Source organism: Salinibacter altiplanensis (assembly GCF_002894645.1).
GTDB lineage: Bacteria > Bacteroidota > Rhodothermia > Rhodothermales > Salinibacteraceae > Salinibacter > Salinibacter altiplanensis.
The window spans coordinates 1-16,272 of the sequence record NZ_NCQY01000005.1 but is presented as its reverse complement, the minus strand read 5'-3'; the positions used below and the strand labels follow the sequence as shown (position 1 = coordinate 16,272).

Genomic DNA, 16,272 nt, shown 5'->3' with positions numbered 1-16,272 from the left:
TAAGGCTGTTTATGTTGAGTTTTGCCAGAATTGGGCCTCATGAACTGCACATATTGACGCTCAGCGGTGCTGAAGCTAGGTTTGTGTGTCGCACGTACTCACATGTCCTCACGCTCCGTATATGCCCCTCACGATCGCTACTGTCAACCCAAAGGGTGGAACTGGAAAGACCACGATCGCCATTCACCTTGCCGTCGCGTGCCACCGCAGTGGCTACCCGACGAAACTCGTGGACGCTGATCCGCAGGGAAGTGCCCTCGACTGGAGGAAGCGTACCGCAGAAGGGTACGACGGGCCGCCCGTCGAGCACGTGCATACTGGCGACTCACTCACGCCTCACGTCGCCGGTGCCGATGTGGTGGTCATAGACAGCCCCGCTCGACTGGACGAGCGCACCGGGGCGGTGCTGTCGGTTTCCAACCTTGCCCTCGTGCCGGTCCGGCCGAGCGGACTCGACTTGTGGGGCACGGCCGAGTTTCTGGACGTCTTGCGTGAGCACCTAGAGACCACCGGTCTGAAAGCCGCGTTCGTCGCCTCGCAGAGAGATGTCCGCACGACGCTTGCAGAAGAGCTGGAGCAGGTTCTATCGAAAGAGGGGCTTCCCCTCCTGAACGGATTCACCTCCCGCGTGGCGTACGCTCGTAGCCTCTCACAAGGCGAGACAGTCCTGGACGGCGGGTACGGCGGCACAGCGGCCGATGAAGTCCGCGCCCTGCTCGAAGACGTGGGCGATCTGCTTTCGTGAGTACAAGCGATGTACGTGGTCCTCACGGCCGTTCTAAGATGAACCAACCAACACCCGACCAATGCCCCCATCTTCCGACGATTCCAACACGATCCCTGCAAACGGTGCCCTCGACGCCGCTATGGAGACGAAGACTGAAGCCAATGCCGATACTTCGGCCGCCAGCCGCGGCGGGCTCACCGAGGGAGAGGAAGTCAAGTTCAACGCCCGCATCCCCGAGAACCTTCGGGACGCCTTCTCCGACCTCTGCGACCAGGAGGGGCGGAGCATGTCCTGGGTGATCCGGCAGTGGATGCTTGAGGCCGTCGAGGACGGGGAGACAGGCCTGTAAGTACATGCGACGTACGGGCGACTCACAGCACTCCTCTCGAAGCCTCTCAGCCCCATGACCAACGACCAGCTCGAAAATCTGAAGTCCGAGAACCCGCACGAGGAGGGAGACCTCGCTCATGCCTGGGAACTCGGGGCCGTCGACGGCGCCAGTGGCCTCGGCATGACCTCACAGAACTTCGACTCTGCTCCCGAGCGCATGGCCTACCTCGACGGCCGTGTAGCTGGAGGGGACGCCGCAGCGGAGAATGCCGAGTCAAGCCTCACATCCGGCTGATCACCCTGTCCCCTTGCCACGCCCGACAAATCCGCTCTTATAGGCCCCGCTTTTGCCATGCCAGATGCCGACACCCTCCACGGCCGCGTCCAGCGGGTGAAGGATGGGGACACTGTGGTCGTTACGACGGGCAGCGACACTGTGACGGTGCGTGTCTGGGGCATCGACGCCCCGGAGACGGGGCAGCCATACGGCCCGGCGGCCACGAAGGGCGCCCGGCAGCTCATCGGTGGAGAGCGGGTCCGTGTCCACGTGCAGGACACCGGCCCGTATGGCCGCTACATCGCCCGCGTGCAGATCGAGACGGAGGACGGCCCCGTCGACCTGGCCCAGTCCCTCGTCGTCAGTGGCCTGGCGTGGCACTCCCGGCGGTACGCGACCAGTGAGGCGCTTGTCCAGTGCGAAGAGGAGGCCCGATCGGAGGGCGCCGGCCTGTGGTCGCAGAACGATCCGACGCCGCCGTGGGAGTTTCGCCGGGCGGACCAGCCGCCCAGCGTGTGGGACAGCATCAAGAAGGGGCTGCGGTGGGGGCGGTGGATCTCGCGCCTGATGCGTCGTCTCTAGCCGAAAAGTCAGCCTTGCAAGAGCTACAGAAGGCGGGCCGGTCCTCTCTGATTGGGGCTTTCCTCACCGGAGCTTCCCTCTTTCGGAACTGTGGCGCTGTAGAGGCGCGAGCCCCCTTCCCAAGAGGCGAGCCAGAGGACGAGCACCTCATCTTCAGTGGTGCGCTGAAATGCTCTTCTGAGGACATCCTCCTCGACGTCCTCAAGCGCAAAAGCCCCGTTGGCGTTCACGTAGTATGCGCACGGGCCATTCAGGACCTTCTCGGCGCTGCGCACCTCCGCAAGGATTTCGCGGCTCCGATCCTTGATTTCAGATTTCAGCCACTTGCCCTGTCTGCGCCAGCGCTGAATCTGCTCGATCGTTCCTGCGTCGTGCATGAGCCTTCAGCTACCGTCGTTCACCTACTGTGAAAGGCGGCTCAGCCGAGCCGCTTCCTCCATCTTTTCAGCGATCACTCTCGGCGGGTCGCTAGCCTTGACCGTAAAGTTCATGGTCGTCTGCCTTACTGGAGTCTCTCTCTCTGGAGGGTCACGCCTTGGGGGCGGAGTGCCTGGCGGAGTGCCCGGCGGTGGAGCAGGCGCTCCAGGGCTGCCATCACCGCCACTGCCGCCGTCGCCACTGGCCGGGCCTTGTGCTGCCTGCACCACGCTGTCACGGATCTCCCGGATGGCGTCGTCCACCTCGAGGGCGACCGGGCCCCCGACGCCCATCGGCTCAAACGAGGTCGTCTCGACGTCCCCGCCCAACGCCTGCAGGATGCCGCGTAGCGTGAACAGCTGCTCCGTCTCGAGCGCGATCAGCTCATTGGCCTGAATCTCCGTGATCGTGCGCTGGATCTGTGTTTGCCTTCGGCGGCGCTCCTCGGGCGATTCGCCAGTCCCTCCCTCCTCGGCAAACGATTGCAGCGAGTCGAGCAGCTCCTCAATCTCGTTGGGGCTGAGGTCGCCGGTGTCCAGGTCGCCGCTTTTCAGGCTCGCCGCAATCGCTGCAATAATCTCCTGTAGGCGCTGCCGGCCCTCCTCGGTGGTCACGTCCACGTCGGCCGCGCTTTCGAGCTCCTCTTTCAAGTCGCTGGACACCGAGTCCAGGTCGAGTAGCCCCTGGATGAAGCTGTCGAAGTTTTTCTCCGTGCTGGTGCCGCCAAAGTCGCGCATGAGCTCCAGCTCTCCGATTGCTCCGGAAAGCGAGTCGCTGAACATGCCGAGGTTCTCATCGAGTTCGGTAAGAACGTCACCCAGAGGCTGGAAGTCCTCGCCCAAGAAGTCCTGAATGACAGCTTCGCCAAGTCCTCCCGTCCCGGTCGCCTCCCCAAACTCTTCGAAGCTCATTTCCCCGGTCAGCAGCTTCGCCGCAAGCTCGTTCGCGTTGTCCGCGCCGAACTCCGACTCGATAAACTCCTCGAGCGGATCGAGCTGCCCGGAGAAGTCCGGCAACCCCTCGATATTACCAATCTGCTCAAACTGGTCGATGATCTCGCCCTCATTGAACGGGCCCGTCAGGATCTCTTCGACCAGCCCTTCTGCCCGGTCTATGTCTTCCTCGGAGACGTCTCCTCCAATCTGGCCCTCCTCAAGGAGCCCCTTGGTGTTCTTGACGATTTCGCGGGTGTTCTGCTCGATCTTGGATTGCAGCTTCTCAATGTCCGGGCCGTTGTCCCCGAAGATTGAGGAACCAGCCTGAATCGCGCCGCCGATCGCCTGGATGCTTCCGGAGATTCCCTGCGCGATGTTACCCGACGAGAAGCCCGCAACGGCAGAGCTGGCCCCCTGCGCAAGCTGGGAGATGCCCTGAATGGCGCTGGCGGCCTCCTCGCCAATAATGCCCAGCTCTTCTCCAATACGGGAGAGCCCCTCGGCCATCGCCGCAATTTGGTTGAGAGTGTCGGCGACGTTTTGGAGATTGTCGTCTGTCTCCTCGCCAGTATCCCCCATTTCCTGCAGGCCCCCGACAACCTCCTCGGCCGCGCCCTTGCCCACCTCGAAGCCCATCTCCTCAAGCTCCCCCTTGATCTCGATGATGCGCTGCTTGAAGCGCTCGGCCTCCTTGCTTGCCGCCTCCGCGAAATCCGCTTCACTAAAGCTCTCCTCGGTGAGCTCCTTCAGGCGAAGCTGCGAGATCCGCGACCGAAACTCTGAAATGACGTCGGCCGGATTGTCGAGCCCGAGCAGCTCCGGAAAGGAGGGAAAGGCGTCCTCGGCCTCCTTTAGGGCCTCCGCTGTGCTGTCAATCATGCGGGTGGCGCTGTCTTCCAGGTCTCCCCCGGCTGGAAGCGGGATACTCGCCCGCTCCGCGTCGTCGAGGGCGCTGCTCTGCTCATCCAGCTGCTCCCGCAAGATCTTCAGGAGCTCCTGAGCCTCCTCTTTGTTCTCCCCTCGGAGCTTGCGCTGGGCCGCCTGCACTTTCTTGATCTGCTCCTCGGTGGAGATGATGCCCTCGAGTATGGACTCTGCCTCGGCCGTCTCGGCCGCACGCAGGCGCTCCTGCTCCCGGATCTCTTTGGAGAGCTTCGCCAGAGACTCGCGCGCAGAGGCCCGCTCCTCCGCGCTGAAGGCCGGCTCACTTCCGCCCTCGCCTCCGCTCGTCGAGGCGCCGTCGCCAGAAAGGGCCTCATCCAGGCGCCCTCTTGCCTCGGCCGCCCGCTCCTGGGCTGCTTCAAGCTGGGAGATCGTCTTGATCCCGTCCAGCATCTCAGACTGGGCCTCCTCCAGGGCCTTCCGGCGGGCACGGGCAATGAAAAGAACCCGCTCTTGCGTCGAGGAGAGGTCCTCTTCCTGCGCCTCCAGCTCCGCAACACGCTCGGCACGACTCTCCAGCGCGTCGTTCACGTCTTGGAGGCTCGAGTGGAGCTCCCGCGTGGTGAGGCCTTGGAGGTCCTCCCGGATCAGCTCCGCCTCTTCGCCGCTTAAGTCTACCCCGACGGCCACCGTCTCCTCCTCAACCTTCGAGCGCAGCTCGTCGAGGCGGTCCTCCGCTTTGCGCGTGTCGATCGTGGCCTCCAGCTGACGCATCACGCCAGGGTCGATGCCCTCCGCGTCTCGCAGGGTCGAGAGGAAGCGCTCTGCATCGGAGCGGCCGAGGTCTTCCGCAAAGCCGATCGTTGTCTCCAGCACGGAATTCAGTGCGGGAAGGATCTGAGATCCCAGCCCTCGAAGGACCACCGTGAGGTTGTTCTTGAGCTGCTGGAAGAGCGACGCCGTTGCCTCTTCCATCGTCCCTAAGGCATCGGACGTCGCGCCGGCCTTGCCTTCCATCGCTCCCAGGTTACCGGCAAACTCGCCTGCGCTGCCGGAAGCCAGGGTGAGCACGCCGTTCACCGCCTGCACCCGGCCGAAGAGGGACTGAATCTCCGCATTCGCCCCACCGGTGGCCTTCTGCACTTCTTGAAGCACGCCCTGAAGGCCTCGCTCATCAAGCACCTCGTTCACATTGATCCCGATGCGCCGGAAGTCCTCGGCGTTCTTGGTGAGCGCGTTCAAGATCTGGCGCAGCTCGCGTGTGGCTTGTGAGGTGGTGCGCCCGTTGGCCGTCAGGGTGGCCAGGGTGGCGTTTACCTCATCGAGGGAGACGCCCAGCGACTGCGCCAAGGGCGCAACCAGGCCGATCGAGTCGGCAAGTTCGGGAAAGGTGGTCTTTCCCTGCTCGACGGCCGTGAAGAAGGAGTCGGCCACCTGATCCGCCTCGGAGATGTCCTTGTTGAAGGCGTTCAAGACAGTGGTAAGCCCGTTGACGGCCGTCTTGGTATCGGTCACCCCCGCAATGGCACTCTCGGCCGCCGTGCGGACGAAGCTGAGGGCGTTGTCCGGGTCGACGCCGGCAGAGATGGCATCGTAGAGCGCCCCGACAAGGCTTCTGGCCTGCGGTAGGTCTCGGCGGATCTCATTCAGCCCCTTCTCGAAACGCTCCAGCTTCCCTGAGACGTCTCCGTCCAGGAGAGTCCCCACCTCCGCGAGTTTCTTTTCGAAAGCCGACGCTTCCTGCGTGGCCTTCGTCAAGGTGCCGATGAGAGCCACGAATGCACCGACGGCCGTACCGGCAATTGCTACCTTAGCGGCGCCGCCAAAGGACTTGACCTTCGAGATGAGCCCCCCGAAGAGACCAGAGGTCTTCTTCGTGCTGGCATCCACGCCGGCCAGGCCAGCGCGCACCTTGGAGAAGGTCTTTTTGACGCCTTCGGGCTCGACCTTAAGTTTCTGTTTGAGAGGCTCAGGCATGGGTCTGAGGAGGGTTGGTCAAAGAAGGAAGGGAAGCCAAGGGCACATGCCGCCCCGGTCACACGCCATAGCGGATCTGCTGGCGCTTTTGCTTCTGCACCTCTTCGCTCAAGGGCGTCTCTTCGGAGTCCTCGTTCTCTCCTTCCTCCTCGGGGCTCTCCTCTTCGGATTCGAGCACCTTTTCGACGCCTTCTGCCACCTGTCGCTGCCTTTCGTACCAGGAAAGCCGCTCGTCGAGATCATCCTCCGGCTCGTCCGCCGTGAGCCCGTCGGGCCAGTCGGCCGTTCGGACGTCAATGCCAGCGTGGATGAGACGCTTCTGCGTGTCGCTAAGCTCGTCGGTGTCCATGGGGTCAGTCGTATGGGTGCGTGGCAACGTGAAAGTCGGGGGCCTCAGCGGCGGGCCTCCTCCATCTCTTCGAGGCGGTCGTAGAGGCGATCGGCGATTGGACCCTGCACGGGGGGCGTCTCGTCGTGAGCATCTGCCTCGCTGCGGACCACGCGGGAGAAGGTCGCTGCGTGCGTGCGGCCGGCGTGCCAGTGGGGCGCGTTGGAAAGGGCGACGTCGTACTCGACGCCAGCGGAGCTGAGAGCCTGAAGGGCACGCCGAATCTTGCGCCGCTGCTCGTCATCGCGGCCACCCCTTTTCAAGGCGGGGAAGATCCGGCTCGCCTCCGACTTGAAGTCCTCCTGGGCCTCTCGCCAGGCGTGCATCTCATCAAGGCCCTCCTCCAGGGCTTCTTCTGCCGCCTGAACGGCCGTCTCCATCGCCTCCTCGTAGTTGTCACGGTGGGCTTTGCAGCGGGCAGCCGTCTCTTTCAGGGCCTCGACCTTGTCGTGGGAGTCGAGCTGCGCCTTGATCTCAGAGAGGCGGTTTTCCGCCGCGCGGATCTCCTCGTCGACGGCCATGCGGGCCTCCTTCATCGAATCGCGCTCGGATTTGAGATCAGCAAGCTCTTCGGGAGGCTCCTCCACATCGCCACTGGAAAGGGCATCATGGATCTCCCTCACCTCCTCCCGGAGGTTGTCCTCCTTCTCCTTCAACCGATCGCGCCGACTGCGGAGCTCGGAGAGTTCGTCTTGGAGGTCCGCCTTTTCGGACTGGAGGGTGTCGGTGTCGTAAGGGGCGTCTGATAGGTCGGTGCTCATGATCAGATGTCGATTTGAGTGCAAAAGCACGGTGTGAGATAAGGACCGATAAGATTTCGTTATCGGTTTTCGGTTCAGCACTCGCCAGCCCGGAGGTCCTCTTCATCGGCCTTCTCAGGGCACAGGAAGGGGACGCCTTCCCCGCTTGTGTTCGCTGCCTGGAAAGACTTCTCCGGCTCCTCCGGGTCATCCGGATCGTAAAAGATGATCTTCGAGGACTGGCGCCGGCGCCTTTCCTGCTCGGCTCGGGCACGGATCTGAAGGCTATTCATAGCGTGTCGCTGTCTGGGGGCGTGAAGTCGATTGCTCGGTACCCGTCGCCGGCCGGCAGCTCGTCCACCGTCTCCGGGTCGATCTCCTTCCCGCGGTGGAAGGCTCGGCCGTCGCTGTCGATGACGGCTGGGAGGCGGCGCCGGCGTTCCTTCTCTGCTTCTGCTCGGATCTGTGCGCTGCTCATGTGTCGACCTGGTCGGATGCAAGGACCTCTCGAAGGGGCTCCCCCGCCGCAATCTGCTCGATCTGCTCGTCGGTTAGGTCATCGAAGTCGACGTCTTCCGGATTACTAACGCTCGCATCGAGCGTGTGCCGGTTGGTGTAGGCCCCGCCCATCTCCTTCGCCGCCTGCTCGAGGGCGTCCATCTCGGCGACGTAGTTGCGCATCTGCGAAAACTTGTTCGCAATCCGCTCCAGCCGGCGGAGGCGGACGGCCTTGTGCTGGATCGCGGTCTCGGTGTACTCATCCAGGAAACGCTCCCTCGTCTTATGGAAGAGGGCCGTCAGGCCTTGCGCCAGGCCCTGCCCCTTCCGGGTCGTGGGGTCGTAGTGGGCCAGCTGGGGCGAGTCGACCTCGAGGCCGAAGCGCTCTCGCACTTCGTCTTGGACATCGGACGGCCGGTCGAAGACCGCTAACCGCTTGACGATAAGGCGCTTATGGCGGCTTTTCAGGGTCGCCATATCGGTTTGATCGGGTGCGAAAAAGTGCGAATTACAGCCCGCGGCGAGACCTTGCGGGCCCAGCAAACCCTGGAGGGCCCCTCCGCGGGCTACATGTCGGGGATGTCGTACTCAGGTAGCGGGGTCAGGGTGTGAAGATTGCCCCTCGACGCGACGGGCCGTCTCAGTCAGCTCCCCGAGGTGCTGCTGCTCCACGGCGATACAGCGGAGTTCCGGCGTGTCGGGCCGGTCCTCATCATTGCGCCCCTTCGGCGTCGAGGTGTCGACGAGGAGGGGCATCTGCTCCGCGGCGGCCTCAATCGAGGAGGGGGAAACGCCAACCTCTTCAGCGAAGTCCACGATGCGGCCCGAGACGATCCCTCCCCAGGCCTCCAGGGAGCCGGTTTCAAACGGGTCGACGTGCTTCGATCGGGCGGATCGGCTCATTGGCCTGCAGTGTCTGTGAGTAGGTCGAGGAAGACGTCCAGCGGGCAGACCACGAGGTTGTCCCCGTAGTCCTCACGCACGACCACGATGTCGGCATTCTCACAGGTCAGGTACTGCGCAATGTTTTTGCGCCGCTTGCACTGGACTCGCACCGTCTGGGCGAAGCCTTCAGCCTGCGGGTCGTCGTGGTGAATGAGTACGTCTGTCTCCTCTGTCTCTCCCAGGGAGCGGCCGTCGGAATTCCACGCACGGGAAGCAGCAAGGTGGCGGGCCTCCGCTTCGTGCACGACCTCTCGCTCGTGCTCTTTGGCGCGTTCTGCGTTTCGGTGTGCCATGGTCTCATTCAGTCTGGTTCGTGGTGTAGGGCGTCGGGTGTTCATCGCTTTCGTCCAACCACCCCGCGGCCCAGCTCATCGCCACGATCATGTGCAGCTCCTCCGGCGGGTCGCAGGGCTGTCCCTCTCGGCACGCTTTCGCCCCCTGCTCTCCGTAGCTCCATTCGACGTGCAGCACGTCACCCATTGGATCACTCGTCTTGGTTCGTAGGTGTCGGCACGGGTCCCGGCATTCCGGCCCGGCGGATCACTTTTCAGCCTGCACGTGCCCAAGCCTGAGCCGGTACGTCCGGCCATCGCCCCCGGCCAGTGTCACCACGAGTTCGGTGCCCTCGACGTCCACGACGTGGAAGGGGTCGCCCCGATCGGCCATGCGGTGCAACCCGACCGCGGCTGGCGGCACATTCAGGGCCACGATCGTGCCTGGATCGGGCACATCGGAGGGAGGCGCAGTGTGAGGAGAGGCTGGCATGGTATCCGCTATTGCAATATCGGAGGTTGTCTCTGCGCGTGCGGGGCGGTCTCAGTCAGAAGGGGAGAGGATCGTCCGGCTCGAACGTCTGGTCTCTACCACCGGCGGGCTGCTTCTGGGGCTCGCTGCTGGGCTGTCCGTTGGCCGATCTATCGGACTCAGGCGGCGCCTCGTCTGAGCCGAGGAAGATCACCTTATCGGCGTGGATCTCGGTCGTCGAGCGCCGATTGCCGTCCGGGTCCTCCCACGTGTTGGTCCGCAGGCTGCCCTCCAGGAAGACGCGCTCACCCTTCGCCAGGTGATCGTTCACGATCTCTGCCAGGTCGCCCCACGCGGTGCAGTTGTGCCACTCGGGTTCGTCGCGGTCGTACTGGTTCGTGGCAACGCTAAAGTTTGCCACGGCCGTCCCATCGCCGGTATATCGAAGTTCGGGATCTGCTCATGGGCTTCAGTTGGTTAATGACAGTCTAGATTAAAACGGCGCCCCCTCATCCTCCACTGACGGCTTCCGGTCGAGCCCCCCATTTCGGTCGAAAAGGACAGAAAGGACAGAATGGACAGAAAGGACACCGGGCACGGATTCAGAGGAGGGGCGCCTCCAAGAACCGTATCCTTCATCCACGAGGAGTCCCTTCTGCGCGAACTTCTTTCGCCAGCGGCGGGCCTTTCGATCATCGATGCCAAGCTCCTCGGCAATACGATCGGCGTCGGCCGTGTCAAATGCTCCTTCCGGCAGTGCCTCCAGGTAGTCTTTGTGCCCCTCGTGAAGACCCTTCTCTCCATCGGTTGCCTCCATCTCCTCTGCGACTTGAAGGGCATGAGATAGGTAAGAGAACGCCAGGTAGAGCCCACCTCGAAGATCCGCCTCCGAGATTGCCACCGACTTCGGGCCTGACAGGTCAGTACCCCGCTCATCAAGGCGCATCAAGGCAAAGATGCTCCCAAACCGAAGGGCATTGAGGCCAGCCCGCTTCACGTTTGGGTGAAGGCACTGAGGTACGTCCTGGGCTTTCAATGCCTCCAGTACTGTGCGGCACGCCTCAGTGTGCTTTTTCTGCACTGAATCCGGGAAGGTCACGTAGAGCGGTTCATCCCGTTGGGTAAGAGTCTCATTGATATTATCGAGTCGGTTCGCCGCTTCATCCGTGGCCTCTTCAAGCTCCCAATCCGTATCGTCGGAGAACTGAGGGACCCACTCGGTCTCAGCGTCGAAGGTGTAGAAGCAGAACCGGGAAAACAGTCCGTCCTCGACGTCTTCGATGACTTCGTGGAAGGTGCTGGGCGTGCCGGATAGAGCGGCCGACATGGCCGGGTGGCCGATGCGGAGAATATCGTCTTTCCGCCTGGCCACTGTGACGCTCTCGTTGTGGAACGCCTTTAGCATGACATCGCGGAACTGCCCCCAGTCTTGGGAGAGGGCCGTCCCCACTGTCTTGAACTCCGTCTCGAACATGACGGAATGCGGGTTTGCCTGGAGCATGTGCTTCATCTCCGAGGCGCTCGTGTCGCCAGGGAGGAAGAGCGTCTTTTCCTGCGGCCGGCTGCCGGCCTCTTCTTCCTTCGACTCTTGCCGCTGCTCCCAGAGTTCAATCTGCCGACGGCTGTTGTCGTAGATCCGCTTGTCGAGCTTCTTGCCGCACTGCTTGGCGATTCGAAATTTTCCCTTCCCAGCTCCCGCAGGCGCAATGACGGCCGTATAGTGATTCAGGGAAAGCCACTGCCCGCCGTACCGGAGGCGAACGTTCGGCATGGCGCCAGCACAGACCGGAAGTACTCCGGTGAGAAACGTATCGCGCTCGTGGCCAGCCCCAAGGCACTCGGTGATGTTGTGTAGAGTGTCGGGAAGATACTCAAAAGCTTCGGCGGGAAGCTGGCTCGGGTTAAATGTCCGGCCGGTGTCCTTTTCGTCCTTTTCGTCCTTTCTGTCCTTTTCAGGGGTGGATTCGAGGGTATGCTCCGGATTCCCGTTGGCACCGTCTCCAGTGGTTGAGCTATTCACGGTCGACCACCCCCGCCTGGTTGGCGCCATTGATTGCAGCGTTCAGGGCAGAAAGCATCCCGGCCAGTGCAGATCCCGGATCTGCGCAGAGCGCGCAGCCACCTGTAGAGGCCTCGCTCCAAGCCACCGGCCGACCGGGCCACTTTTTGTGCTCCTCCAGGTCGTACTCCGTAGCGAAGCGCTGCAAGAGGTCACGGAGCTGCCGTGCGTGGTCGAGCCGGAGCGAGTCGGAGCTATCCATCACACGCTCCACCCCGGCCTGGTCGTGTTGGCCGTCGGTAGGTAGAGCAGCTGCCCCCGGCCGTGGGGGCGACGATCGGGCCCATCGCGGGCCTTTTGAAGACTCCTTCGGAACGCTCGATTTCGGTTTGGGTTGTTGCATCACCTTCTCGGTGTTATGACCTGCCCCGGCCCGCCGCGCCTTCCAAACGCATTTTCGGCGGTCGGGGCAGTTCTATGAAAAGTTAGGCTGTTGCTAGATGCGCCGGCGTCCCCACCTCGTCGAGAGCCCAGCGGGGAATCTTCCACCGTCCCCCTATCTTCCGAGCGCCAGGGATTTTCCCCTCTTTGAGTTTGACGTAGAGGGTTTGGCGGTGCATTCCCAGCTCCTTTGCGAAGCGTTTGGCGCCGAGGTATAGAGGAAGCTCGTCGTCTGGCATAGCGGAACCGTGGATTGAGCAACTAAAAAAGGGGTGCGTCCCTCTGAATCCCGGTCACTGAGACTCAGAAGGTCGCACCCCTTCAGGGTGTGTGCCTTCGCAGGCGGCCGAATGTGTGGCGAAGTCCTGCGCCTGCACAGACCACCTGATCTCGGTGTGACTGGCAAGCACCGGCCTCCGGCCCTTGGATCGACGGCCACGCCCTTGGCGCAAGCCGTCTATATGGCAATTCCGCTCCGTCGCGGCAATGTACTGTACGAGGCTGCAAGAAAGGGTTCCCGGCCGAAAAGCGGTCTTCATATTCTCACCCGAGGCGGCCGTCACTACCCTTTCACGGCCGGCGGCGGAGCATTGCGCGCAAAATCGGATCTCATCCGATTTGGCCTCGTACGGAGGTACTGAAATAGCCTGCTTCATGCTCTCAGCTTGTCTGTGAGCGTGTGGCGGTCATTCGTGGCTTCGTGCTGCGAGTGAGTGCGCCCTGGTCCGCAGTCCCTCCTACAAGACTTGCGCGGATCGGGGCGTTGCTATGTCTGTGCAGTTTTGGCGACCTATCCTCCGAGCAAAACCCCAATGAGACCGACCACGATGATGAGGACCGTTAAGCTGGCCGCAGTGAGACGGTAGGTCCACTTGTTCGACTCCTTCATGACCGAAAGGTCTTCGCGCACCTCCGCCTTGAAGCGTTCGTTCGACTCCTGCATGACTTCGAGGTGCTTGTCGAGCTTCTGCGACACCCCCTCAGTCATACGGCGCACGCGTTCTTCAGTGGCGTCCAGGTGAGCCTTTAGCTCGTTGCGAGTCATATCGGTTGGGTCATTTGAGTCCGTAGGGTCACCCAAAGGTTCGTCCTCCTCGATCGGATTCGTCTCGGGGGGAGCTTCCTTGCCAGACTCCCCTGCTTTCGGAGCTTCCGGTGCTTCAGCGCCTTCGAAGATGTCTTCAGGCTCAATGGGCTCGGGATCTGGCATGAGGCTATGCTTCGTCATTCGCGTAAGCATTGAAGACCTCGGCCGCATCCTCCTCTCCAATCTTCTCGGCCAGCTGACGCTCGAAGATGCGGTGTCGGCTCTTCGCCTTCCCGCTGGGCTGGGTCGTGTCCAGGTCCCGATCGTTGATCCACCGGTATATCGTGCGGCGGCTCATACCGAGCGCGTCGGCCACCTCTTGCGGGCTGAGGGTCGTGGGGCGGTCCATCGTCTGGGGCATCGTGCGAAGGAGCTATGCGCGTCAAGTGCCCTATTCATATACGCCAGCATATGACATGATTCATCCCTGTATGATGAAGAAAATTTAAAGTAGGTTGCCGAGAGGAACGGGTCTAGTATGATGCAGTATGACACAGTGAGAAAAGGGAGGCCGGTGGGACCAGGAATCCTGCCGGCCGCAAGCTCACTGAACTCCACTCAGAGCGCAAGCCCATGACCACGATCAAAGAGGCAAGCTCACGAAGCGGATACGCAATCCCGGCCGCCAATGAGCAGCACCAGGACGAATTTCACGTCTCCGTGCAGCTCTCGGATCGGACCACGAAGTGCTACTCGACGGCCAACACCAACGGCTGGGAAGCCCGCGTTCGCTCGTTCGTGAAGCGCGCCCACGAAAAGGCCGACTGCCGGATCGACACCGTGCGGATCAGCCACGTGGACAATGGCAAGCGCCTCAGTCAGAAGAAGTGGAGCGGGGATGAGCTCAGCTTCACTGACTACCTCTCGCACTGACAAAAAATGCCCGCCTCGGGACCAGGAATCCTGAGGCGGGCGAAGACTCACTGAACTCCACTCAAGAAGCCAGCAGTCACTATGTCTAACCCTCAGCTCTCCCCCTCTCGTTCCGATACGGTCAACGGGCATCGCTACCAAAACCCCAACGCCCGCCTGCGCCTGAACAGCAAAGGCCAGCCGGTCGCTATTCGCCGCGTCGTGGCCCTCCAGCAGCCGGGCAGTCCGGCCGTCCGCCGGTACCAGGCCGTCACGCCCCGCGGCATCGTGTCGCTCTCACGCGCCTCCCTGAAGGCCTGGGAGGAGAAGCGCAGCCACCCGGTCAACTGACCGGTCGGACGCCTCTCGCGTCCCCACGACCTGCTCACGAGCGACACAGATTCATGCCACACCCAACGATGCCACACCCCAACGACCCCACACCGACCTTCGAAGACGCCTCCCCGCCGGCCGGCGACGGCGCCCCGGCCGAGCCCGAAGCAGCTGCCACGGCCGGGAACCAAAGCGATAGCACCAGGCGCCCCCTCCAGAGCATCCTCGAAGACATGCGCCAGCCCATCCGAGAGCGGCACCTGGAGACGAAGCGGAAGGGCGGCGACCAGCTCACCTATTGCCCCTGGCACCGCGTGGCCCGGTACGTGGAGCACCACACGAACGGGCACTGGTCGAAGGACGTCGAGATCACGACCACCGAACGCCGGATCTTTGTCACCTGCACCGTCACGATCGAGGCGGAAGGCGGCAGCGTGTCCCGCTCGGCCACCGGCACCGAGAAGCTCTACAAGGTCGACGCGGAGACCGGCGAAGTCACCGAGATTCCGTACGGAGACCCGAGCTCGAATGCCGAGAGCATGGCGTTTCGTCGAGCGTGTGCCCAGTTTGGCCTCGGTCTCGGACTCTACGAAGGGTAACCCGGACCGACAGATTCACGCGGCCTTGGGGCCGGGCACGGACTCGCAATTATGTCCGCGGACATATTTTTGCGTGCAAAACTGCGAGCTCGTGCCGGGCCTCGTGCCCGATCGGGCCGACTGGCCCAAGGAGACCTCACACAGAAAACCCCTCCGGCCGACGTCTTGGCGGACTAGCGGCCGAAGGGGTCGAGCTTAGTTCACTCACTAGACACTACAGACCAACGATGTCTAACGATTCCGACCTTGAAGACTCTTTCAACAACGACGTTTCCTTCGACACCTTCGAAAAGTGGGGCCACGACGACCCCTCGGCCGTCCACGAGCTGCTGAAAGCCTTGGACGAGGACCTCACCGGCGATTCCTGGGACTGTGAGGCTCACCGAGTTACCTTCGGCTATGTGGTCCCATCCAGCCGAGAAGTCACGTGTGACCTTACAGAAGTCAGATTCCGCGTTTCGGAGGGCACGGCTGCCCCGTGCCTCTACGTGGAGTTTACCAACCAGGAGGGCGCGACAAGCCTGCACCGGCGGTGGGTCCATCCCGACCTCGCCGAGAAAGGACCGCAAGCGGTATGGGAAGCTTTCGCCGGCGCGTTGCACAAAGAGGCCCGGAGCGCCCTGTTCGAGCTTTACGACGTCATCCACGCGTTGGCAGCTGCCAAAAACACCGACGCCCTCAAGCACGAATGGCCATCGCACTTCCACGACTTCAAGGGAAGGGCCGTCGGGTGGGACCGTACAGACAGAGGCTCCATCGAAAACTTCCTTGAAGTCCTCCAGGATCGCTACGGCCCTGAAGACGACTAGTACCCTTCCCGCCCCTTTTCATACGACTAAGCTGGGCTTCCGCCCGTCTCTCCGCCTAGTGATAGCTTGGGTCGGAGAGGCGGGCTTTTGTCTGGTGCTTCGTCCTTTGCGCTTTCACGTCTCCGGGCGGTCAGCCCTTCGAGTGCCGGTAGGAGTCGGGCCCGTCGAAGCGCCGAACGTGTTGATCGCCCTTCCCGGCGGCTTCTACCATGAGCTTCGCGCCTTTCTGGCCGTGCTCATAGTGATCGGCGAGTTCCTGGAGGACATCCTCCACGAAGCCGCGGGGAAGACGCGCGACTGCCTCAAGGGTCTCCTCATCGAATGTGCTCATAGGGCCGCAGTGGGGCTGCGACCAGGCCGGGCTGTGAGTCTATACTAAGACCCGTAGGGCCTGTTCGCAAGGATACCTCCACTGCCTCACCGCGCCCGTCTCGGCTCGCCGTTTTGGCCTGCCGGTGGGCGTTTTCGTGATGGTACCATTCTTGCAGTCCTGCCCTCAGCGCCGCTGAAGGCAATCTACCTGTCGCATAAGGAATGTTATGTGACAGGTAGCAAAATCGGCCCTTCTGAGAGCGAACTCGGCCGCACAGTGCCCCCGCCGCCGGCATTCTTTCGCGGCTTAGAAGGGCCCCTTTGGACGCGAACACCCACGCCATAACACGGATTTCGGCCAGCGCATATGTGCAAAGTATGATAACTCAATCTAAGGC

The 16,272-nt window shown here is 62.5% G+C and carries 25 protein-coding genes and 1 pseudogene; 8 read left to right on the top strand and 18 right to left on the bottom strand.

What is annotated here, in order from left to right; genetic code table 11:
- Positions 1-121: 121 nt before the first annotated feature.
- The 4 genes from B7R93_RS03150 (at position 122) to B7R93_RS03135 (ending at position 1,916) form a co-directional block, all read left to right on the top strand.
- Positions 122-745 carry a ParA family protein gene (locus B7R93_RS03150; protein WP_103019396.1) on the top strand — a complete coding sequence of 208 codons (624 nt, stop codon included), beginning with the start codon at positions 122-124 and terminating at the stop codon, positions 743-745.
- A 61-nt stretch (positions 746-806) separates the two neighbouring features.
- Positions 807-1,076: a ribbon-helix-helix domain-containing protein gene (locus tag B7R93_RS03145; RefSeq protein WP_103019395.1), complete on the top strand. Its 270-nt coding sequence runs from the start codon at positions 807-809 to the stop codon at positions 1,074-1,076.
- A 54-nt stretch (positions 1,077-1,130) separates the two neighbouring features.
- Positions 1,131-1,352, top strand: coding sequence for a hypothetical protein (locus tag B7R93_RS03140; RefSeq protein WP_103019394.1), 222 nt, complete (start codon positions 1,131-1,133; stop codon positions 1,350-1,352).
- Positions 1,353-1,409: 57 nt separating this feature from the next.
- Positions 1,410-1,916 carry a thermonuclease family protein gene (locus B7R93_RS03135; protein WP_103019393.1) on the top strand — a complete coding sequence of 169 codons (507 nt, stop codon included), beginning with the start codon at positions 1,410-1,412 and terminating at the stop codon, positions 1,914-1,916.
- Positions 1,917-1,939: 23 nt separating this feature from the next.
- On the opposite strand, the gene B7R93_RS03130 is transcribed toward B7R93_RS03135, so the two are convergent.
- The 17 genes and pseudogenes from B7R93_RS03130 to B7R93_RS03055 form a co-directional block, all read right to left on the bottom strand.
- Positions 1,940-2,293 carry a hypothetical protein gene (locus B7R93_RS03130; protein WP_103019392.1) on the bottom strand — a complete coding sequence of 118 codons (354 nt, stop codon included), beginning with the start codon at positions 2,291-2,293 and terminating at the stop codon, positions 1,940-1,942.
- A 24-nt stretch (positions 2,294-2,317) separates the two neighbouring features.
- Positions 2,318-6,127: a phage tail tape measure protein gene (locus B7R93_RS03125; RefSeq protein WP_103019391.1), complete on the bottom strand. Its 3,810-nt coding sequence runs from the start codon at positions 6,125-6,127 to the stop codon at positions 2,318-2,320.
- A gap of 58 nt (positions 6,128-6,185) precedes the next feature.
- Complete coding sequence (locus tag B7R93_RS03120; protein WP_103019390.1) at positions 6,186-6,476, bottom strand: hypothetical protein; 291 nt, start codon at positions 6,474-6,476, stop codon at positions 6,186-6,188.
- A gap of 44 nt (positions 6,477-6,520) precedes the next feature.
- Positions 6,521-7,276, bottom strand: coding sequence for a hypothetical protein (locus B7R93_RS03115; RefSeq protein ID WP_103019389.1), 756 nt, complete (start codon positions 7,274-7,276; stop codon positions 6,521-6,523).
- A 74-nt stretch (positions 7,277-7,350) separates the two neighbouring features.
- On the bottom strand, positions 7,351-7,548 hold the full coding sequence (locus B7R93_RS03110) for a hypothetical protein (protein ID WP_103019388.1): 198 nt from the start codon (positions 7,546-7,548) through the stop codon (positions 7,351-7,353).
- The gene (locus B7R93_RS03105; RefSeq protein ID WP_103019387.1) at positions 7,545-7,733 is read right to left on the bottom strand and encodes a hypothetical protein; all 189 of its coding nucleotides are present in this window, start codon (positions 7,731-7,733) and stop codon (positions 7,545-7,547) included. Before B7R93_RS03105 ends, B7R93_RS03110 begins: the two co-directional genes overlap by 4 nt.
- Positions 7,730-8,230 (bottom strand): DUF2280 domain-containing protein, encoded by a 501-nt coding sequence (locus B7R93_RS03100; RefSeq protein ID WP_103019386.1) that lies wholly within the window; start codon positions 8,228-8,230, stop codon positions 7,730-7,732. Before B7R93_RS03100 ends, B7R93_RS03105 begins: the two co-directional genes overlap by 4 nt.
- A 111-nt stretch (positions 8,231-8,341) precedes the next feature.
- Positions 8,342-8,656, bottom strand: coding sequence for a hypothetical protein (locus B7R93_RS03095; protein ID WP_103019385.1), 315 nt, complete (start codon positions 8,654-8,656; stop codon positions 8,342-8,344).
- The gene (locus B7R93_RS03090; RefSeq protein WP_103019384.1) at positions 8,653-8,991 is read right to left on the bottom strand and encodes a hypothetical protein; all 339 of its coding nucleotides are present in this window, start codon (positions 8,989-8,991) and stop codon (positions 8,653-8,655) included. The genes B7R93_RS03095 and B7R93_RS03090 overlap by 4 nt, the downstream gene beginning before the upstream one ends.
- Before the next feature lie 4 nt (positions 8,992-8,995).
- Positions 8,996-9,178 (bottom strand): hypothetical protein, encoded by a 183-nt coding sequence (locus B7R93_RS03085; RefSeq protein WP_103019383.1) that lies wholly within the window; start codon positions 9,176-9,178, stop codon positions 8,996-8,998.
- 60 nt (positions 9,179-9,238) lie between these two features.
- Positions 9,239-9,463 carry a hypothetical protein gene (locus B7R93_RS03080; RefSeq protein WP_232797953.1) on the bottom strand — a complete coding sequence of 75 codons (225 nt, stop codon included), beginning with the start codon at positions 9,461-9,463 and terminating at the stop codon, positions 9,239-9,241.
- Between the two features lie 55 nt (positions 9,464-9,518).
- A pseudogene (locus B7R93_RS03075) lies at positions 9,519-9,890 on the bottom strand (single-stranded DNA-binding protein); the annotation flags it as partial.
- Between the two features lie 45 nt (positions 9,891-9,935).
- Positions 9,936-11,462, bottom strand: a complete 1,527-nt coding sequence (locus B7R93_RS03070; protein WP_157942168.1) for a DUF3987 domain-containing protein — start codon at positions 11,460-11,462, stop codon at positions 9,936-9,938.
- On the bottom strand, positions 11,455-11,703 hold the full coding sequence (locus tag B7R93_RS15135; protein WP_157942167.1) for a hypothetical protein: 249 nt from the start codon (positions 11,701-11,703) through the stop codon (positions 11,455-11,457). Before B7R93_RS15135 ends, B7R93_RS03070 begins: the two co-directional genes overlap by 8 nt.
- A 223-nt stretch (positions 11,704-11,926) precedes the next feature.
- Positions 11,927-12,121 (bottom strand): helix-turn-helix domain-containing protein, encoded by a 195-nt coding sequence (locus B7R93_RS03065; protein WP_103019379.1) that lies wholly within the window; start codon positions 12,119-12,121, stop codon positions 11,927-11,929.
- A 551-nt stretch (positions 12,122-12,672) separates the two neighbouring features.
- A complete protein-coding gene (locus B7R93_RS03060; protein WP_103019378.1) occupies positions 12,673-13,092 on the bottom strand; it encodes a WD40 repeat domain-containing protein in 420 nt (139 codons plus the stop codon).
- 4 nt (positions 13,093-13,096) lie between these two features.
- The gene (locus tag B7R93_RS03055; RefSeq protein ID WP_103019377.1) at positions 13,097-13,330 is read right to left on the bottom strand and encodes a helix-turn-helix domain-containing protein; all 234 of its coding nucleotides are present in this window, start codon (positions 13,328-13,330) and stop codon (positions 13,097-13,099) included.
- A 212-nt stretch (positions 13,331-13,542) separates the two neighbouring features.
- On the opposite strand from B7R93_RS03055, the gene B7R93_RS03050 reads away from it, so the two are divergent.
- The 4 genes from B7R93_RS03050 (at position 13,543) to B7R93_RS03035 (ending at position 15,562) form a co-directional block, all read left to right on the top strand.
- The gene (locus B7R93_RS03050) at positions 13,543-13,842 is read left to right on the top strand and encodes a hypothetical protein (RefSeq protein ID WP_103019376.1); all 300 of its coding nucleotides are present in this window, start codon (positions 13,543-13,545) and stop codon (positions 13,840-13,842) included.
- An 81-nt stretch (positions 13,843-13,923) separates the two neighbouring features.
- Positions 13,924-14,172 carry a hypothetical protein gene (locus B7R93_RS03045; protein ID WP_103019375.1) on the top strand — a complete coding sequence of 83 codons (249 nt, stop codon included), beginning with the start codon at positions 13,924-13,926 and terminating at the stop codon, positions 14,170-14,172.
- A gap of 68 nt (positions 14,173-14,240) precedes the next feature.
- Positions 14,241-14,753: a DUF1071 domain-containing protein gene (locus B7R93_RS03040; RefSeq protein ID WP_103019374.1), complete on the top strand. Its 513-nt coding sequence runs from the start codon at positions 14,241-14,243 to the stop codon at positions 14,751-14,753.
- Positions 14,754-14,980: 227 nt separating this feature from the next.
- Positions 14,981-15,562, top strand: coding sequence for a hypothetical protein (locus tag B7R93_RS03035; RefSeq protein ID WP_103019373.1), 582 nt, complete (start codon positions 14,981-14,983; stop codon positions 15,560-15,562).
- A gap of 130 nt (positions 15,563-15,692) precedes the next feature.
- Here B7R93_RS03035 and B7R93_RS03030 read toward each other — a convergent pair whose 3' ends face one another.
- On the bottom strand, positions 15,693-15,893 hold the full coding sequence (locus B7R93_RS03030; RefSeq protein ID WP_103019372.1) for a hypothetical protein: 201 nt from the start codon (positions 15,891-15,893) through the stop codon (positions 15,693-15,695).
- Positions 15,894-16,272: the final 379 nt, after the last annotated feature.

Coding starts and splice junctions, on each gene's coding strand:
- B7R93_RS03150 (WP_103019396.1), top strand. CDS start 122: ATGCCCCTCACGATCGCTACTGTCAACCCAAAGGGTGGAACTGGAAAG.
- B7R93_RS03145 (WP_103019395.1), top strand. CDS start 807: ATGCCCCCATCTTCCGACGATTCCAACACGATCCCTGCAAACGGTGCC.
- B7R93_RS03140 (WP_103019394.1), top strand. CDS start 1,131: ATGACCAACGACCAGCTCGAAAATCTGAAGTCCGAGAACCCGCACGAG.
- B7R93_RS03135 (WP_103019393.1), top strand. CDS start 1,410: ATGCCAGATGCCGACACCCTCCACGGCCGCGTCCAGCGGGTGAAGGAT.
- B7R93_RS03130 (WP_103019392.1), bottom strand. CDS start 2,293: ATGCACGACGCAGGAACGATCGAGCAGATTCAGCGCTGGCGCAGACAG.
- B7R93_RS03125 (WP_103019391.1), bottom strand. CDS start 6,127: ATGCCTGAGCCTCTCAAACAGAAACTTAAGGTCGAGCCCGAAGGCGTC.
- B7R93_RS03120 (WP_103019390.1), bottom strand. CDS start 6,476: ATGGACACCGACGAGCTTAGCGACACGCAGAAGCGTCTCATCCACGCT.
- B7R93_RS03115 (WP_103019389.1), bottom strand. CDS start 7,276: ATGAGCACCGACCTATCAGACGCCCCTTACGACACCGACACCCTCCAG.
- B7R93_RS03110 (WP_103019388.1), bottom strand. CDS start 7,548: ATGAATAGCCTTCAGATCCGTGCCCGAGCCGAGCAGGAAAGGCGCCGG.
- B7R93_RS03105 (WP_103019387.1), bottom strand. CDS start 7,733: ATGAGCAGCGCACAGATCCGAGCAGAAGCAGAGAAGGAACGCCGGCGC.
- B7R93_RS03100 (WP_103019386.1), bottom strand. CDS start 8,230: ATGGCGACCCTGAAAAGCCGCCATAAGCGCCTTATCGTCAAGCGGTTA.
- B7R93_RS03095 (WP_103019385.1), bottom strand. CDS start 8,656: ATGAGCCGATCCGCCCGATCGAAGCACGTCGACCCGTTTGAAACCGGC.
- B7R93_RS03090 (WP_103019384.1), bottom strand. CDS start 8,991: ATGGCACACCGAAACGCAGAACGCGCCAAAGAGCACGAGCGAGAGGTC.
- B7R93_RS03085 (WP_103019383.1), bottom strand. CDS start 9,178: ATGGGTGACGTGCTGCACGTCGAATGGAGCTACGGAGAGCAGGGGGCG.
- B7R93_RS03080 (WP_232797953.1), bottom strand. CDS start 9,463: ATGCCAGCCTCTCCTCACACTGCGCCTCCCTCCGATGTGCCCGATCCA.
- B7R93_RS15135 (WP_157942167.1), bottom strand. CDS start 11,703: ATGGATAGCTCCGACTCGCTCCGGCTCGACCACGCACGGCAGCTCCGT.
- B7R93_RS03065 (WP_103019379.1), bottom strand. CDS start 12,121: ATGCCAGACGACGAGCTTCCTCTATACCTCGGCGCCAAACGCTTCGCA.
- B7R93_RS03060 (WP_103019378.1), bottom strand. CDS start 13,092: ATGCCAGATCCCGAGCCCATTGAGCCTGAAGACATCTTCGAAGGCGCT.
- B7R93_RS03055 (WP_103019377.1), bottom strand. CDS start 13,330: ATGCCCCAGACGATGGACCGCCCCACGACCCTCAGCCCGCAAGAGGTG.
- B7R93_RS03050 (WP_103019376.1), top strand. CDS start 13,543: ATGACCACGATCAAAGAGGCAAGCTCACGAAGCGGATACGCAATCCCG.
- B7R93_RS03045 (WP_103019375.1), top strand. CDS start 13,924: ATGTCTAACCCTCAGCTCTCCCCCTCTCGTTCCGATACGGTCAACGGG.
- B7R93_RS03040 (WP_103019374.1), top strand. CDS start 14,241: ATGCCACACCCCAACGACCCCACACCGACCTTCGAAGACGCCTCCCCG.
- B7R93_RS03035 (WP_103019373.1), top strand. CDS start 14,981: ATGTCTAACGATTCCGACCTTGAAGACTCTTTCAACAACGACGTTTCC.
- B7R93_RS03030 (WP_103019372.1), bottom strand. CDS start 15,893: ATGAGCACATTCGATGAGGAGACCCTTGAGGCAGTCGCGCGTCTTCCC.